7 protein-coding genes are annotated in these 18,568 nt (G+C 58.3%); 5 read left to right on the top strand and 2 right to left on the bottom strand.

What is annotated here, in order from left to right:
• Positions 1-512 precede the first annotated feature (512 nt).
• The 3 genes from AB8B31_RS33940 to AB8B31_RS33950 are packed head-to-tail and all read left to right on the top strand — an operon-like array spanning position 513 to position 14,717.
• Positions 513-11,639 carry a calcium-binding protein gene (locus AB8B31_RS33940; RefSeq protein ID WP_439007669.1) on the top strand — a complete coding sequence of 3,709 codons (11,127 nt, stop codon included), beginning with the start codon at positions 513-515 and terminating at the stop codon, positions 11,637-11,639.
• Positions 11,611-13,410, top strand: coding sequence for a type I secretion system permease/ATPase (locus AB8B31_RS33945; protein WP_245424573.1), 1,800 nt, complete (start codon positions 11,611-11,613; stop codon positions 13,408-13,410). The genes AB8B31_RS33940 and AB8B31_RS33945 overlap by 29 nt, the downstream gene beginning before the upstream one ends.
• The gene (locus AB8B31_RS33950; RefSeq protein ID WP_096771283.1) at positions 13,407-14,717 is read left to right on the top strand and encodes an HlyD family type I secretion periplasmic adaptor subunit; all 1,311 of its coding nucleotides are present in this window, start codon (positions 13,407-13,409) and stop codon (positions 14,715-14,717) included. Before AB8B31_RS33945 ends, AB8B31_RS33950 begins: the two co-directional genes overlap by 4 nt.
• A 211-nt stretch (positions 14,718-14,928) precedes the next feature.
• Here the strand turns inward: AB8B31_RS33950 and AB8B31_RS33955 are convergent, their stop codons facing one another.
• Both AB8B31_RS33955 and AB8B31_RS33960 read right to left on the bottom strand, forming a co-directional pair.
• Positions 14,929-15,951, bottom strand: coding sequence for a nucleotidyl transferase AbiEii/AbiGii toxin family protein (locus AB8B31_RS33955; RefSeq protein ID WP_096771282.1), 1,023 nt, complete (start codon positions 15,949-15,951; stop codon positions 14,929-14,931).
• Entirely contained in the window at positions 15,944-16,537 is a 594-nt protein-coding gene (locus tag AB8B31_RS33960) for a DUF6088 family protein (RefSeq protein WP_096771281.1), read from the bottom strand. Before AB8B31_RS33960 ends, AB8B31_RS33955 begins: the two co-directional genes overlap by 8 nt.
• Before the next feature lie 457 nt (positions 16,538-16,994).
• Here AB8B31_RS33960 and AB8B31_RS33965 point away from each other — a divergent pair, with 457 nt between their 5' ends.
• Positions 16,995-17,669, top strand: coding sequence for a transcriptional regulator (locus AB8B31_RS33965; protein WP_081284270.1), 675 nt, complete (start codon positions 16,995-16,997; stop codon positions 17,667-17,669).
• Between the two features lie 129 nt (positions 17,670-17,798).
• Complete coding sequence (locus AB8B31_RS33970) at positions 17,799-18,365, top strand: hypothetical protein (protein WP_088395843.1); 567 nt, start codon at positions 17,799-17,801, stop codon at positions 18,363-18,365.
• Positions 18,366-18,568 lie beyond the last annotated feature (203 nt).

Below are 18,568 nucleotides of genomic sequence, written 5' to 3' on the forward strand. Positions count from 1 at the left end.
CGTTAAAGGACATAATTGCCGGCTGGTCCAGTTCCTTTGGGATGACCGGCGACGATACAGGTGTCCCGATCGTTCATCTCCAGCCCTACTATGCTGAAGAATTCTATAAAAACGTAACGGGTCATGAAGTCTTCCCCGGATGGAACTCCAGCGATGACGATTATGACTCGTCCACACCGTCAAATGTGATCATAACCGGTCACTCCCTCGGCGGTAGTCTTGCTGGTTTCATCGGGTCTCTGACAGGAACCGAGACTGTTGTTTTTAACGAGATACCCTACTTAGGCCTCGCGCTTACGGCGTCGCTTGATACGTTTTTCAGTACCCTGACAATCGCTGACGATCCAAAGCAGATTGCCGACACAGTTCTCGATGCGCTGAAAGGGGAAGGCCTAACCATTAACGGTTTCAGGCTCCCCATGGCCACGAGCGTAACCTCCTATCGAATGGATGGAGAGGTGGCAGCTTTGGCGCGCGTCCTTGGGCCGTTTCTCGGGATACCAACGAATCTGTTGATCGACAAACTTCGCGGTGCAGACGCGGCTCAGGTCGACGCCATCGCGGCGGCAGCTCTCGTATATGGGCTCTCGGTCGATGGACAGTCTCATATCGTGCCCATGAATGCCTATGGCGGCGGCTTGCTGGATGCCATCAGCTTGCATTCTCAGGCGCTTATGGTTCTCACGACTTACGCCGATGCTGAACATCATGTGAGCTGGAGTTCCGTAGGCGGGTCTCTGTTCAAAGCATATTTTGACGAACAGCTTGGCGTTGCGGCTGAAGCGGATCAACTGGGCGGATATGGAACGGCAGCCAGCAAGATGCTGAATGCGATCGCTTATTCCGTACTCGACGAGGGCAATCTTATCTTCGGCAACACGGGGGCGCGCGCTCTTTTCGACGACGCTGATGCTCTCGGAGTTCTAGTCTCATCGGGGAAGTCATCAGCAGTTCTGGAAGGTGCTTTGGATGGTCTGGCGGAAGCAATCGTGCAATTTGCCGGTTTGATGGCTGTTCGACAGGTCAACTATCACGACTACGGCGAATCAAGCCCCTACCGTCCCGAGCAAGGAGTTGTTCAGCTTTCTGACGAGAATGGCGATGCAGTCCAGACCGCTGATCAAGCAAGTATTCTTACGCTTGAAATAAACCAGGAACTATGGCGCTTGGGGCAGGACGACCCTAACGCGTTTATCGAAATCCGAGGCGTGAAGACGCTTCTGGAGAGCCTGTTCGAGCGCACGGCTGATACAATCGGAAGCAGTGTCGTTACGGAGGCAATTCATACTCTGTATCCCAGCTCAGAAGACAAGCCGATCCAAGAGGTAATCGGCGCGATACAATTTTCGGTTTCCGAAGATCCGCTCAAGACAAAGCTGCCTGAGTGGTACGGCGGATACGACCCGCACCATGCGTCATTGCTAGCTGCTACCGATGGAGACGACGCGGTCGATGGCAACTCTAAGAACAACATAATTGCTGGCTCGGACGGTGATGATGTTTTGGATGGACATAGCGGCCGCGACATCTTGATCGGGGGTTCCGGAAACGATTTGTTCATCGACTCGGTCACTGAAGAGAACGTAAACACTGGCCATAAGAACGATAACGATATTTACGTCGGCAGCGATCAAAAGGTTGGCCTTCTAACTGATTTCCTCGAGTGGCTCGTATTCGGCACCGAAACAGACACGGTCCGATACACGGTTGATCCGGGTGCGTCAGCAACGGATCCCGAGGCGACCGGAGATCTTTCTGACTTCACACAAGGCCTTCGCGTCACCGATCTCCAGAAAACCACGCTCGGCCAGGCTGAGGCCATTAAAATAACTATAGAGGACGCCAATAGCGGCGCAAAAGGTACTGACATCCTTCTTTCGATCGATAAGGTCGAATTGTCAGACCGAGCTGACGAACTTGTTTTGAACGATGCCGCACTCGATGCACCCATCCTCATCGATATGGGCAAATCCGGGCGTATCCAATCCGAGGTGCCGGCTGGCGAGAGGTTGAGCCCTAACGCCTTCACTGAAAACGTCGATGTCGTCGACTACTCTGGGCTGTCGCACGGCATTAACTACCTCAACGGTGTGACGTCGGACCACGATGACGTCTACACGCTTGACAACGTATTCCAATGGCAGGGTTACGATCAGGAACTCTTGACCATTGTCGACTACGCGGCCAAGGGAGCGCTTGGCTACAACAATGCGCTGCATGTTCAAGGCGCCGATCAGGTCAAGCTCAGCGATCATGATGATGTGCTGATCAGTGCCGACTTCGGCTCGATCATCACCACCGGTGAGGGCCAGGACAAGATCTGGTTCACCAACGGCATCGGTGTGACTGACCTCAGCAGCGAAGACCGCATCGCGCTCGGCGGTGTCTTGACGCTTTATGGCGGCCTCAAAAACGAAGCGTCGGAGGATCCCTATGCCTGGGGTCCGTATGGAACAGCTTATGCATTGAATGCCGAGGGAGAACTCGTCATCCGCAATGCATTCTGGCATGTGGCCAATGCCGATGGGACCCCGTCGGATGGCGTCGCGACGATGTATGTCCTCAATTGGAAGGATCAGGCGACGGCGGGCCCAGGCGGCGAAGGCGAAGTTGGGCCAGGCGGGATCTTCCTGGCCGAATACCATATGTACTTCGTCCGCTTCCGTGACATTACGCTCGATATGAAGGGGCAGTATTCCGTGCTCGGCGAGGGCGCGTTCGACATTCTCGGCCTGATGATCAAGACGATGACGGGTCATTATCCCTGGGGTGGTCAGGATCCTCTCGTCCTCGACCTCGATGGTGACGGCATCGAACTCACGGCGCTTGATCGCTCCAAATCGAAGCTCGATCTCGACAACGATCTCTATGCCGAGTCATCCGGTTTCGTCGGCAAGGACGACGGCGTTCTTGTCCGTGACCTTAATGGTGATGGCAAGATCACTGGTTCCGACGAGATGTTCGGCAACGCCACCACTTCGGGACTCGCCGCACTCGCCCTTCTCGACGGCAATCACGACGGTAAGGTCGACGCCAACGATAGTGGGCTCGCAGACTTCAATGGCGATGGTACGGTCACATCGGCCGACAGCTTCTCCTCACTTCTCGTCTGGCAGGATGCCAACGAGAACCACCGCACCGATACCGGTGAGCTCAAGAGTGTCGTGGATCGTGGCATTACCTCGATCAACGTGACGCCGAACACCGGAACCACGACCCAGACGGTCAATGGAAATACAATCACCAGCACCGCAGGCTATACGCTCGCTGACGGTACGGTTCGCACGATCGCAGACGTGCTGCTCAGTCTCGACAACCAGAACACCACCTATGTCGGTGCTCCGATCCAGGTCTCCCAGTCGGTCCTCGACCTTGCCGACCTTAAGGGGCGTGGCACCCTCGTGTCTTTGCACGAGGCACTGAGCGTTCTTCCGACAGCCGAGACGGCTGTGCGCGCTGCAGTCCAAACGCTGACGTCGCCGGTCCTATCGGACTTGCGCGAGGCAATCCGGCCTATCCTGACGGCATGGGCTGAAGGCTCTCCGGTCAAGATTGGTGCTGATATTATAACAGGCGCCGCGGGCCTGACCGCGTATGACGACCTTGCGATCGTTCGCAAAGACGGCAATGTCGTCGATTACGCTTGGGGCGTTTCCTCCGCCGGTGACAGCACGTCCGACATTCCGGGCATCCGGATGGCCTCGGGCGTCATCGTCTCGAGCAGTGAGGGTACGTCGGGACGCGGCGAGCTCTCCAGCCTCCTATCGCAATGGACGGGTGGCGACTCATCGATTGTCGTCACGACCGGAACGGAACTGCATAACGGCGTTTCGGTATCCTATCTCGATTACCGCGACGGTGACGACTACCTGCGCATCTACAACTACCAGAAGGCCGACTGGAGCAGCAATCTTGCATCGTCGGCCAATCACACGCTCGGCAGCGGCGTCGTCATCGACACGATCTCCGGCTCGGACTTCTCCTTCTATGAACGGTTGATCGGTGAATCGCTGCACGCGTTCTTCGATGTTCCGGACTCCGCCACCGCCGGCTACCAGGCGGTTGCGGCCTTCCTCGACAAGATGGATGATGCCCTCGACCTCTTTGCGGTTCGGCTGGCGGTGCAAAGCGGTCCCCTTGCGCATTATTTCGATAGCATCGACTATAATGCCCAAAGCGACGGCTTCACCTCGAAGAGCGGCTCGCAGATTGCCGCTGTCTTCACTGCGCTTCTTGCCGATGCCGAGCAAAGCAGCGACGCCGTGTCATGGCTCACCGATTGGAAGCCTTTCTTCGACGTATTCCTGTCCGACTATTCCCGTGGATCGGCATCTCAGAAGAACACCTATGCCTTCCTGGTGCAGAACATGCTCAACGCGGTTGAGCAGCATGCCGGCGGCATCTCAGTCGTCGACTTCGCGCATGCCTTCGGCATGGCGCAGGATCTGTTCTTCACCGGAACCGGCGTGGTCATTGGCAGCGGACAGGACGACATCCTGATCGTCGATGGTGGCGAAACGGTCGTTCGCGGCGGGACAGGCTCGGACAACTATGTTATCGGCAAGAGCTTCGGCTCGACTGAGATCTTTGACGACGATGGTCTCGGCGGCAGCGTCGATACGGTCCGCTTCTCCGCCCACAATGCCGGCGACATCATAGCCTCGCGCGATGGTATCGACCTGCTTCTGACCGATAAGGTCACCGGCGCTGTATTGCGCATCACCAACGAGTTCGAAGGGCGCTGGCCTGGCTTGATGATTAGCGACGCCTCCCACGACTTCGGAATCAACCAGATCGTATTCAAGGACGGCAGCGTTTGGACTAAGGTGGACATTGCCGAAGCCGTTTCGAAGATCGATGATGCATCGACCCACGTCACAGGTACGGAGGACATCGATGTCCTGCAGGGTGGTAAGGGAGACGACCTGCTCGAGGGCGGCGGTGATACTGATATTTATCGCTACGGTCGTGGCGACGGGCAGGATACGATCCACGACTTCGAGGGCAATGCCTTCCGCAATGACCAGGATATGCTTCAGTTCCTGGACGGCATCCGTAGTGGGGATCTGATATTCCTCCGCGATGGCGCATCGAACGATCTCGTCATCCGCTTCAAGAATAGTCCGCTCGACCAGATTACCATCCAAGGACAATTCGCTGCGACCTATACCGGTCCTTATGGCACCTGGTACATGAACCGCATCGACCTGTTCACGTTCGATGACGGCAGCAGCCTGACAAGCGATCAGGTCGCCAGCATCGTGTTGCAAGCCCATTCTACTGATGGAAATGACGAGCTCTATGGCATGGAGCGCGAAGACATCCTGCGGGCTGGCAAGGGTGACGACTTCATCTCCGGCGGAAATCAGAGCGATCTCTATCTCTATGCGCTTGGAGACGGTCACGACGTCATTCAGGATCGAATGACCAACATTCTGTCCGGAACCGATGACTTCCTGCGATTTGGAGCAGGTATCGGCCGAGAGGATATTAGCTTCGGCAGGGTGGATGGCGACCGCCATTCAATTGTTATCTACGTCAATGGTGGTCAGGGAAGCATTACGCTCCAGAACGAGTTCGCCTACGCCGCATCTGGTGTCTTTGGAAATATCTTCTTCGACCGTATCGAGCGCATTGATTTCACGTCGGGCGACCAGAGCATTTCCTGGCACGAACTCGCGACGATGCTCATCGCGTCGGAAAAAACGAGCGGTGCCGACATCATCGAAGGTTTGGATATTGACGACATACTTGATGGAGGGGCCGGCGACGACACCCTGTACGGTTACAACGGCAACGACACCTACGTATGGGGCCATGGCTACGGCAACGATACGATCCAGGAGCGTGGCGCCGGCGCTCTGAATGGCGGCGATTTCGACAAGATCATTTTCAACGATCAGGTAGTCGCATCTGACATTCAGCTAGTTCGAGATGCAGGTAGCAGCGATCTCGTCATAAGGCTTCGCGACAGCGGCGAAACGCTGACGCTGATCGGCCAATTCTCTTACAATGCCATAAATTATCGACCAGACCAGGTCGATGAGATCCATTTCTCAGATGGCGTTGTCTGGAACGCCGCCGACATCCGCAGCCAATATCTGCTTTCGATGAAAACGGCAGGCAACGACTCCATCTACGGATTCTGGACAAATGACACCCTGGATGGGGGGGCAGGCAACGACTACCTCGCAGGTGGCGATGGCGATGACACCTATTTCTTCGGCTATGGCGACGGACAAGACATCGTCCAAGAGAGCTATGGCATTGTGCTCTATTCCGATAACGACACAGTCCGGTTCAACAGCAACGTCAACGTTGATGACGTCACATTCCAACGTGTCGGCGACTACGACCTGCTGATAACGCTTGCCGGATCGAATGACTCTCTTCTCATTCGGAACGAATACGATATCGCCGTCTGGGACATGAACGATGTCGAGCAGTTTGCGTTCGCTGACGGCACGATTCTATCGAAGTTCGACATCATCGTTCGGTTGATCGCTGCCCAGGTGACCGAGGGTGACGACACGGTCACGGCTTTTGATTTCGACGATGTCATCGCCGCAGGTGCGGGAGCGGACACGATCGATGGCCGTAGTGGCAATGACACGATCACCGGCGGGACCGGCAACGACACGATCGACAGCGGCTGGGGCAACGACACGATCTATTACGCCCGTGGTGACGGCAACGACACGATCACGGATACGGGCATGTGGGATACCGACGACCGGCTGGTGTTGTCCGGCATCAATCCCGCCGACGTGACGTTGGTGCGCAATGGCAACGATGTGACGCTGGTCATCGCCGAGAGTGTGGCGGGTGCGGGCGACGCCGGCTCCATCCTGCTCAGCGGCAATCTCAACGAGTACTATCAGACCGGCCTTGAGAAGGTCGTCTTTGCCGACGGCACGATATGGACGCGTGACACGATGCGGGCAGCAGTGCTGGCCGAGGCATCGACGTCAGGCAACGACGTGATCACCGGCTTCAACGCGGCCGACATCATCAATGCCGGCGCCGGCAACGATACGATCAATGCCGGTGATGGCAATGACACGATCACCGGCGGGATCGGGAACGACACGATCGACAGCGGCTGGGGCAACGACACGATCTATTATTCCCGCGGCGACGGCAACGAAACGATCTCGGATTCGGGCATGTGGGATACCGACGACCGGCTGGTGTTGTCCGGCATCAATCCCGGCGACGTGACGCTGGTGCGCAACGGCAACGATGTGACGCTTGTCATCGCCGAGAGTGCGGCGGGTGCGGGCGATGGCGACAGCATCCTGCTCCAGGGCAATCTCTACGAATACCTTGAGAGCGGCCTTGATAAGATCGTCTTCGCCGACGGCACGGTGTGGAGCAGAGCTGATCTCAGAGCGATGCTGGTGAACTTTGCCGGTACTCCAGGCGACGATGTGATTACCGGATCAAACACGTCTGACATCATCAATGCCGGCGCCGGCAACGATACGATCAATGCCGGTGATGGCAATGACACGATCACCGGCGGGATCGGCAACGACACGATCGACAGCGGCTGGGGCAACGACACGATCTATTACGCACGCGGCGACGGCAACGACACGATCACGGATACGGGCATGTGGGATACCGACGACCGGCTGGTGCTCTCCGGCATCAATCCCGGCGACGTGACGTTGGTGCGCAACGGCAACGATGTGACGTTGGTCATTGCCGAGAGTACGGCGGGTGCGGGCGACGGCGGCTCCATTATGCTCCAGGGCAATCTCAACGAATACTATCAGACCGGCCTTGAGAAGGTCGTCTTTGCCGACGGCACGATATGGACGCGTGACACGATGCGGGCAGCAGTGCTGGCCGAGGCATCGACGTCAGGCAACGACGTGATCACCGGCTTCAACGCGGCCGACATCATCAATGCCGGCGCCGGCAACGATACGATCAATGCCGGTGATGGCAATGACACGATCACCGGCGGGATCGGCAACGACACGATCGACAGCGGCTGGGGCAACGACACGATCTATTACGCACGCGGCGACGGCAACGACACGATCACGGATACGGGCATGTGGGATACCGACGACCGGCTGGTGCTCTCCGGCATCAATCCCGGCGACGTGACGCTGGTGCGCAACGGCAACGATGTGACGTTGGTCATTGCCGAGAGTACGGCGGGTGCGGGCGACGGCGGCTCCATTATGCTCCAGGGCAATCTCAACGAATACTATCAGACCGGCCTTGAGAAGGTCGTCTTTGCCGACGGCACGATATGGACGCGTGACACGATGCGGGCAGCAGTGCTGGCCGAGGCATCGACGTCAGGCAACGACGTGATCACCGGCTTCAACGCGGCCGACATCATCAATGCCGGCGCCGGCAACGATACGATCAATGCCGGTGATGGCAATGACACGATCACCGGCGGGATCGGCAACGACACGATCGACAGCGGCTGGGGCAACGACACGATCTATTATTCCCGCGGCGACGGCAACGACACGATCTCGGATACGGGCATGTGGGATACCGACGACCGGCTGGTGTTGTCCGACATCAATCCCGGCGACGTGACGCTGGTGCGCAACGGCAACGATGTGACGCTTGTCATCGCCGAGAGTACGGCGGGTGCGGGCGACGGCGGCTCCATTATGCTCCAGGGCAATCTCAACGAATACTATCAGACCGGCCTTGAGAAAGTCGTCTTTGCCGACGGCACGATATGGACGCGTGACACGATGCGGGCAGCAGTGCTGGCCGAGGCATCGACGTCAGGCAACGACGTGATCACCGGCTTCAACGCGGCCGACATCATCAATGCCGGCGCCGGCAACGATACGATCAATGCCGGTGATGGCAATGACACGATCACCGGCGGGATCGGCAACGACACGATCGACAGCGGCTGGGGCAACGACACGATCTATTATTCCCGCGGCGACGGCAACGAAACGATCTCGGATTCGGGCATGTGGGATACCGACGACCGGCTGGTGTTGTCCGGCATCAATCCCGGCGACGTGACGCTGGTGCGCAACGGCAACGATGTGACGCTTGTCATCGCCGAGAGTGCGGCGGGTGCGGGCGATGGCGGCTCCATCCTGCTCCAGGGCAATCTCAACGAGTACTATCAGAGCGGCCTTGAGAAGATCGTCTTTGCCGACGGCACGATTTGGACGCGGGCGGACATGCTGACACATATCGCCTATACTGGAGGCACCGTCGGCAACGACATCATCACCGGATCTTCGGCCGCAGATGTGTTGCGTGCAGGACTGGGCAACGACACCTTGAAGGGCGGGGCCGGCAGTGATGCGTACATCTATCTTGCAGGTGATGGCAACGACATCATCGACGAGCCGACGTCGGGAACCGATAGCGATGTTCTCAGGCTGGATGACTTGCTCAAGAGTCAAGTTCTCTTTGCTCGGTCGACAACATCCGCAAGCGACTTGATCATCACAGTCCTCGCAACCGGCGAAACGATTACGCTGAAGAACCAATTCGATACTGCCGGAGGCGTCGAGTCGATCGTCTTCAAGGATGGCGAGGTTCTCGGTGGTGCCGCGGGCGCGTTGGATACTGCGCTCACGGGGCTGCTGGCAATCTATGGAACCTCAGGTAACGATACACTTGCCGGAACGACGGCGAATGACATCATCGATGCGGGTGCGGGCGACGACCGACTTGAAGGCAAGGAAGGCACCGACACCTATATTTATCGACCCGCCGACGGAAATGATGTCATTTTCGACTACCGAGGGTCTCGTGATAATCGACTCGTACTTGGACTTGGAATAGACGCCAGCGATGTTGTTTTCGCGCGCGTTGCCGCAGACTCGAACGATATTAAGCTCGCCTTCCGCTCGATGTCTGGATCGATCACGCTCGACGGTCAGCTTTGGAGCGATGCGGGTGTTGAGTTCATTCAGTTCGCCGATGGTACGGTCTGGAACGAAACAGAGATGTTGCGTCGGTATGTTGCGGACCAGCAGACGTCCGGCAACGACATCATCTGGGGTACGAATCTATCCGACCTGGCAACGGGTGGTGCGGGCGATGACACCCTGACTACCTTTGGCGGCAACGATCGTCTGGTCGGCGGGACAGGTAACGATCGCCTTGACGGCAGCGGCGGTACCGACGTCTACGTCTACGAGGCAGGCGATGGGGACGACGTGATTTTCGACTACACCGGCAGTCGCGACAATGTTTTGGAGTTCAGGCAGGGGATCTCTTCAGCGGACGTGGTGTTTTCACGCGTCGCGAGCGACGCGGCCGACATAAAGCTGACGTTCCGCTCATTGTCCGGCTCGATCGTGCTCGACAATCAGCATTGGGGTGACGCCGGTGTGGAGTTCATTCGGTTTGCCGACGGCACCCTATGGGACGATGCCGAGATCGCTCGCAGATACGTTGCAGATCAAAAGACGGCTGGTGACGACACGATTTGGGCAACGAACCTATCCGACAACGTATTCGGCGGCGCCGGCAATGACACGATCGTAGCCTACGACGGCAACGACCGTCTTATCGGCGAGGCAGGCAACGACCGGCTGGACGGCGGCGGCGGCAACGACGTCTACGTGTACAACGGCGGCGATGGCGACGACGCTATCTTCGACTACCAAAGCAGCCGCAACAACGTTCTCGAATTCGGTGCCGGAATTTCGGCAGCGGACGTAGTGTTTTCACGTGTCGCGAGCGATGCGGCCGATATGAAACTGACATTTCAATCGATGGCTGGCTCCATCGTGCTCGATAATCAGCACTGGGGCGACGCCGGCGTCGAGTTTATTCGGTTCGCCGACGGCACGATCTGGGATGATGCCGAGATCGCTCGTCGATATGTCGCGGGTCAAACGACGGATGGTGATGACACCATTTGGGCAACGAACCTATCCGACAATGTAGTCGGCGGCGCCGGCAATGACACGATTGCCGGCTACGATGGCAACGACCGTCTAGCCGGCGGGGCGGGCAACGACCGCCTGGACGGCGGCGGCGGTAACGACGTCTACGTGTACAACGTCGGCGATGGCGACGACGCTATCTTCGACTACCAAAGCAGCCGCAACAACGTCCTCGAGTTTGGTGCCGGAATTGCGGTAACAGACGTTGTCTTCTCACACGTCACGAGCGATGTGAACGACATGAAGCTGTCATTCCAAGGGATGACAGGCTCCATCGTTGTCGATAACCAGCTCTGGGGCGATGCTGGTGTCGAATTCGTTCGTTTTGCCGACGGCACCGTCTGGAACAAGACTCAGATCGCGGCACGCTATGTAGCCGACCAGCAGACCGCCGGCGACGACATCATCTGGGGGACGTATGGCGCCGATACAATCCAGGGCGGGGCTGGCAACGACACTCTTCGCGGGGTGGGTGGAAATGACACTTTCGTGTTCAAGGCTGACTTCGGCAAAGATACGGTGACAGATTTCTCCGCCGGTGCGGGCATTGGTGATGTCCTCGACATCAGTGACGACCTCTTCGCGGATTTTGCATCGGTGATGGCGGCCGCCACCCAGGTCGGAGCAGACACGTTGATTACTCATGACGCCAACACGTCGATCACTTTGAAGAACGTCGCGCTGACAAGCCTGCACCAGGATGATTTCCGCTTCACGGCTGCAGCGTGAGAAAGAGGAAATCGTCTTGAACAAGGCTGCAGAACAGTCGTCACAAGTATTCCTTGTGGCGGTTCTCTCGTCGCTTCGAAAGGCCTTCCTCGGAGTCGGCCTGACAAGCTGCGTCATCAATATCCTTGCTCTGACCGGCTCATTTTTCATGCTTCAGGTCTACGACCGGGTCATTCCCGGCCGTAGCCTGCCGACATTGGTGGGACTCGGGATCATCGCCGCAACGCTGTTCGTCTTCCAGGGCGTCTTGGAATTGATCCGGTCGATGTTGCTCGTCCGGGTTGGCACTGCGGTCGACGAACGTTTCGGTGACCGCGTTTACGGCTCTCTCGTCTTATTGCCGTCGCGCATGCAGATGCCGGGCGACGGGCTACAGTGCGTGCGGGATCTCGATACCGTCCGCGGTTTTCTGTCGGGACCGGGGCCGACCGCGCTGTTCGACATGCCCTGGATGCCGTTCTATCTTTTCCTTTGTTTCCTCTTCCACATTTGGATCGGAGTGACTGCGCTTGCCGGTGCACTGATCCTTATCGCCTTGACCATGCTTACCGAGGTTCGGTCGCGGCAGCCGGCGAAGGAAGCAGCCAAGCTTGCCGCCGAGCGCATCAATCTTGCCGAAGCGACCAAACGGAACTCGGAAGCCGTCCTCGCCATGGGCTTCGGCCATTTCATCGGTGAGCGTTGGACCGAGCTCAACCGAAAATATCTGGCAAACCACGTTGCCGCCAGCACGGTCACGGGCGGGCTGGCGACGGCATCGAAAATCCTGCGCATGATGCTGCAGTCGGGCGTGCTCGCCGTCGGCGCCCTTCTGGTGATCCGTCAGGAGGCAACTGGCGGCATCATGATTGCTAGTTCCATTTTGGTGAGCCGCGCCCTGGCGCCCGTAGAACTCGCCATCGGGCAATGGAAAGGCTTCGTTGCCGCCCGGCAAAGCTGGGGGCGGCTGACTAAGCTGATGACGCTCATGTCGTCGGAGCAGCGCGAGGTCGATCTACCGGCGCCGCGGGAAAACCTGATCGTCGAGAACCTGCAGATCGCCGCGCCGGGCGGGCGCAGCCCTATTCTTCGCGGCGTCTCCTTCAAGGTTTCGGCAGGAGAGGCAGTTGGCGTTATCGGTCCGAGCGCATCAGGAAAATCCACACTCGCCCGCGCAATCACCGGCCTTTGGTTGCCCTTGGGCGGCGCGGTAAGGCTCGACCAGGCTCTCCTTACCCAGTGGGATCCGCACGAACTCGGCCGCCATCTCGGTTATCTGCCACAGGATGTCTCGCTTTTCGATGGGTCGATCGCGCAGAACATTGCACGGTTTGACCCAAAGGCCGACTCCGAGACTGTCATCGCCGCAGCGAAGGCAGCTGGCGTCTACGACATGATCGTGCAATTTTCAGATGGGTTTGACACCAAGGTCGGAGAACAGGGATCGGTGCTCTCGGCCGGTCAGCGCCAGCGCATAGCGCTTGCTCGCGCACTCTATGGCGAGCCGTTTCTGGTGGTTCTCGACGAGCCTAATTCCAACCTTGATGCCGATGGCGAGGCGGCCCTGACGAAAGCGATCTCTGGGGTTCGCGCGAGGGGAGGGATTGCGATTGTGATCGCACACCGGCCGAGCGCGCTCACGGCAGTCGATCAGGTTCTTGTCATGGGCAATGGCCAGATGCAGGCCTTCGGTCCGAAGGACGAAGTATTGAAAAAGACCACGGCGAGGCCAGCCACGGCGACCCCGCAGCCGATGCGCCTGCTGATCGGCGGCGAGGAGACGGGAACATGAGCGATGTCGGAGCGCCATCGGCGGAAGGCGCCATCCGCAAGCTGACGGTAGCCGCCCTCAGCATCGTCGTCCTACTCGGCGGTGTGATGGGCGGTCTCGCTGCCACCACCCACCTTTCAGGCGCGGTCATCGCCTCCGGAATGGTCGTCGTTGACACTTATGTGAAGCCGGTACAGCATCAGAAAGGCGGTACCGTCGGCCAGATATTCGTCAAGAATGGAGATCTGGTGGAAGCCGGCCAGATCCTCATCCATTTGGACGATACCCAGACCCGCGCCAATCTCGCCATCGTAACCAAGCGGCTGAACGAGCTTTCCGCAAGGACGGCTCGGCTTGTAGCGGAACGCGACGGCACACAGTCGATCGCTTTTTCCGAAGAGTTGCTGGCAAAGGCCAGCGATCCAGAGGCCGCGCGCTCGATCGAGGGCGAGAAACGCCTCTTTGCCAACCGCCGGTCATCGCTGGTGGGGCGAAAGGCGCAATTGCGTGAGCGGATCGAGCAACTCAAGCAGGAAGCCGAGGGTCTGGTCGCCCAGGAAACCGGCAAGCGCCAGGAGATTGCGCTGATCGAAAAGGAACTGGAAAGCATTCAGCGCTTGTTCGATCAAGGGCTCGTTCCCGCCAACCGGGTATATGCGTTGCAGCGTGAGGCCGCGAGCCTCACTGGCGAGCTCGGCAACCTCGTCGCGACCGAAGCACAGACGAAGGGTAAGGTCACGGAAACAGAACTCCAGATCATCCAGATCGATGATGACCAGCGTAGCGAGGTCTCCGACCAGCTTCGACAGGCCGAGGGAGATATCGGCGAATATTCCGAACGCCTGGTCGCTGCTCAGGATGATTTGCAACGTATCGACATTCGCGCGCCGCAGGGCGGCATTGTGCATCAGCTTGCCGTGCACGCATCCGGCGCCGTCATCGCTCCGGGAGAAGCGATCATGCAGATCGTTCCGGATCGCGATGCCCTCGTTGCCGAAGTCAAGCTGATGCCGACCGATATCGATCAAGTGTCCATCGGACAGATGGTGCATTTGAGATTTTCTGCCTTCAGCCAGCGGAACACGCCGGAGCTGAATGGTGTCGTGACCAGTGTTGCAGCAGACCTGACGAGCGATCAGCGCTCGGGCCTCAGCTACTACGTCGTCCGTACCAAGGTTTCCGATGGCGAATGGCAGAGGCTTGGCCAGGTCACGCCCGTTCCCGGCATGCCGGTCGAAGCCTTCATACAGACCGGCGAACGAACGGCGCTGGCATATTTGACGAAGCCTCTCATGGATCAGGTCGCGCGAGCCTTCAAGGAAGAATAAAAAGATGCGGCGCCTTAATCACCGACCGGGGGAAGAAAGACAGCTGACCAATGCCGACACTCTCGACCGTTCGGCATTCCCTGGGGCCGCGTAGGATAGTGTCGGGTGACTGAGGTAGCGAAACTTCCATTAAAGTCGTTCCATAAATACCGGTTACGCCACTGACACTGAAAATAGCGGGGTCGACGGTCCTGTTCCTTTCAAATTTCGGCTATTTCGGCGTGTCGGCTTTGTTGGCGCGCGCCTGAATTTGCGTGCATCGTTCGATCAGGTGTTCGAACGGCTCGGAATCGCCGAGCAGCAGACCGTCGTCGACCATGCGCGCGTAATCCTCACCGAGTGCGCGCAGACCTTCTCCGGAGGGTGTCAGAACCAGATTGCCATTGACGGCTGCGGCGTAGTCGATGGGCGAGCGGTCGGCCGCCTTTTCCGCAAAGAACATTGATTTGTGTTTCGCCACGGCATTGGCGAGCTGCCGATCCGCGAATGCCTTGTCGGCGAAACCAGCATCGTTCAACCGGACGACGTCATGCCAATGACGAGCAAAACGATCGCCGCGGAGGCGCTCCTGCAGGCAGAAGACATGGATTGCCGTCGCCTTCTCCCAGAACGTCCGCTCCGCGTGCATGACGCGGGGGCTCGCCTTCGGAAATTCGACACCATCGACCTGACCCGCGGCGTCGCAGTCGACATCGCGAATACTGGCTGGCTCGCCGGTGGATCGGGCCCCGAATTCGAGCATGACGCTCCGGGCGACATAACCGGATCCGCTGCTCACCGCGTCATAGTCCAGATAGAGCGTATCATCCTCGAGGCGAATTGCCGCCGGAAGAGATTGATCGCGCAGCGCACCGGCGATGACCGGCTCCACCGACTCCGAAACCCAGACCGGAAGCCGCTTCCGTACTTCGCTGGTCCAGCGTTTCTCTTCGCTGCGGGTTTTCGGCAGCGCCTCATCATTATCGCCGACCAGGTCCGGCGCCAGGGCGCGGATATCATAGGTCAGGTCGACGTCCTCGGAGAACCTTTTGATGACGCCGTAGCCTTTCGAAAGCGAAGTGCCGCCCTTGAAGACGAGGTGCTCGCCGAGCTTGGACGAAAAGAGCGTCTGCAGCGTCCAGACGACCCAGACATCCTTTTCGAGCAGGTGAATGGGCCGTCCGGTGCGGTCGGCCGCCACGGCCAAGGCTTCGCGCCGGTCGTCCTTTGACAAGGTCAGGAACTGATCAGCCATGCGCAGCCTTTCCCACGCTTCTTGCAAGCCAAGTCGGGAACTGCGGAGCCGCCGCCACTAACTCGCCGAACGCGTCTGGCGGCAGCTTTCGCTTGATCCGCGACAGTGCTTCATCGGCCTTCTCGGGCCCAAGCCAGGCGAGCGCACGGACCGCCACGCCGGCGGGCCGATCGGCCAAGGCCAGTTGCCAGCGAGGGACATGCCTAAGCTCGACCGTTTGCTGTCCAAGGTTCATCGTCCGGCTGCGGCCGGATGTAAGGTAGACGGAGCGGACCGGGACCTGGGTGGTCAGGCCCAGGGAATTCGCAGCGGCGGCGCCGTTTGAGACAATGACCTCGCCGCGCTGCTGCGCCACTGCCTCTACGGCCTGTTCGACCGTCGGCAGCCGACTGCCAAAACGACTTTTGACGGGCCGCATATAGATACCACGGCCGGCCCGGACGAGCTCGCCACGCTCGGCCAGGCGCGACAGAGCCTGGTCCAGGGCGGCACGATTTCCGAGATGCAAAAAGCTCTTTGCCGAAAGCGCGGACCCTTCCGGCAGTCGTTCAGCATGGCCCATGATTTGTGACGTCAGCTTTTGCATGGCATGTCTCCTGTCAGAAATATATACAGTTTTCTGACAGTTTGCAATGAGAGGGGAAGACGACGCGTGTCATACTGGTATTTTTTTGCCGCGTTCGTATTCTTTCTGGGAAGATCGAGGAAGGCGCCCGCTGCCTATGCAAGGCGTCGAACGTCGCCGGCAGGCCAGAGCTCTCGAGGCCAGCGACCGGCTTGTTGCCATAGAGTTCGCGTTTTAGGCCAGGAAGATCGCATAATGGATCGTCGGGAACCTATGTATGTCTCGGACAAACTACAGGTCGCCGCTTCCTTTCAGTATGGACCGCCATCAGCCCCATTCGATTGGCCACATATTCTGCTCCCGAAATGGTGGGGTGGACCGATTATGACGGTAGGTATAGACGCGTGGTCCGGTAGGCGCTATTCGTGATGTACCAACATCAGCAAACCATCCCGTGGATTCTCCAAGGCCTCTTGTATTGAAAAAAGTGCAACGCAGTTTTGCCGTCGAGTACAAAACCGGCAGGCGAAAACTCGATACCAGGTCAAACTCGATCTGGGGCAACGTTGATTTGAAATCCGTCGCTCGCGACCTGGAGGAAGAGGCAATGCCGTTTCTGTCGGGTAGCTCTCAGAGTGGCAAATCCGACTGCGAAATGTCTTTACCAAAAGCAGATCAGGTCGAGCCGTTGTTGACAGCGCCTCTCGGGCCGTCGACAACTGCATCAGACACACAGGAGATAAGCATGGCCGACGAGACTGATACTGCAACCAGTGCCGATGTGCCGACCGTTGTCGAAACGCCTATTGCGCCGAAGAAACAGCGCAAACTCCGGGCCAAGAAAACCGCGGCACTTGAGACGCCGTCAGCTGACGCTGCGGCAGAGCCAGCAGTTGCTCTGGTCGCCGCCGGTGGTGTGAAAAGGAGAAGGCGCAAGGCAAAGGTGATCGAAGTTACGGCGAGCGCCAAACGCGCACCTGTGCGCCGCACTCCAAAGGCTGTGCAGACAGCGCCGGTCGCGCCGATGACGGCGATCGATGAGATGGCGGATCTCCTGCAGTTGGAAGAGGAAAATCAGCGACTGCGCAAGCTTCTGGCTGAAAAACTTCGCGCTGAAAATGCCGATCTGCGCAAACGGCTCAAGCTCGATTGACAAAAGCGGCTGGTCAATCGCCGGCCGCATTTCCATGCTTATCGAGAGATACAATTTGGCAACGGTGAATGCTGTTGCCGGAACTAAAACTCACTGCCTGCTTGCGGGATAAATCGCGAGGTCGGATAGATGGCGTCTCCCTGGAAATTTCTTGCCCGTCTGATCTCACCTGGACGCCAACAAAAAAGAGAAAGCGGCTCGAACGAGAAGGTTACGTCGGTGGCGTTGCCTATTTCCGGTCCGACTGAAGCGCCTGCCGAGGAGAGCGTGAATGGCGCTGATCGACCGGTTAGCGAGGAGCTACCTCGTCATGGTCAAGCCGCTGCAATTTCCGTAGAGCCGGTGCATTCGGATGAAGCCAAAAACGGTGCCCGCGATAGGGTCGAACGCGGTGCAGCAAAAATTGGGCAGGCCGCTAATCAGGCTTTATCCGGCGGTACTGGTATCGACGTCACCGCTGCACATGATGATACTACGCAGATCAGGCGAACTGTCAAAGTGGCACCGCGAAAGCAAAGACGTCGCAGCAAGGAAGCGGTAGCGGTTGCGAACGTTTCGCCCGTATCCCAGATCGCACACATTGCAGAGGAGATAAGGCTCGATGAAGAGATCAGGGTGCTCAGGGGGCAGCTGGCGAGAAAGCTAACGCTGCAAAACGCGCAGTTAAGAAAAATGCTGGAGCGATTTGAACGGTGAACGTGGGGCCGAGTTGATTTTGCTCTACGCATTTGAATGGGCGTTCGACCCTGGTCAACTTGCATAGTGGGCTAGATGCTGGGAGTGCATGTAAAGGCGACGATGACATGTGGCGCAACTTGCGATGTGTTGATGGCCGAAATCTCCGACGACAATCAACGAGTTTCAGCCAACGTGCCAGGGGACGCTGCTTACGGCCAGTT

It is taken from the genome of Rhizobium sp. 62_C5_N11_2, assembly GCF_051811185.1.
In the GTDB taxonomy this organism is placed as follows: domain Bacteria; phylum Pseudomonadota; class Alphaproteobacteria; order Rhizobiales; family Rhizobiaceae; genus Rhizobium; species Rhizobium leguminosarum.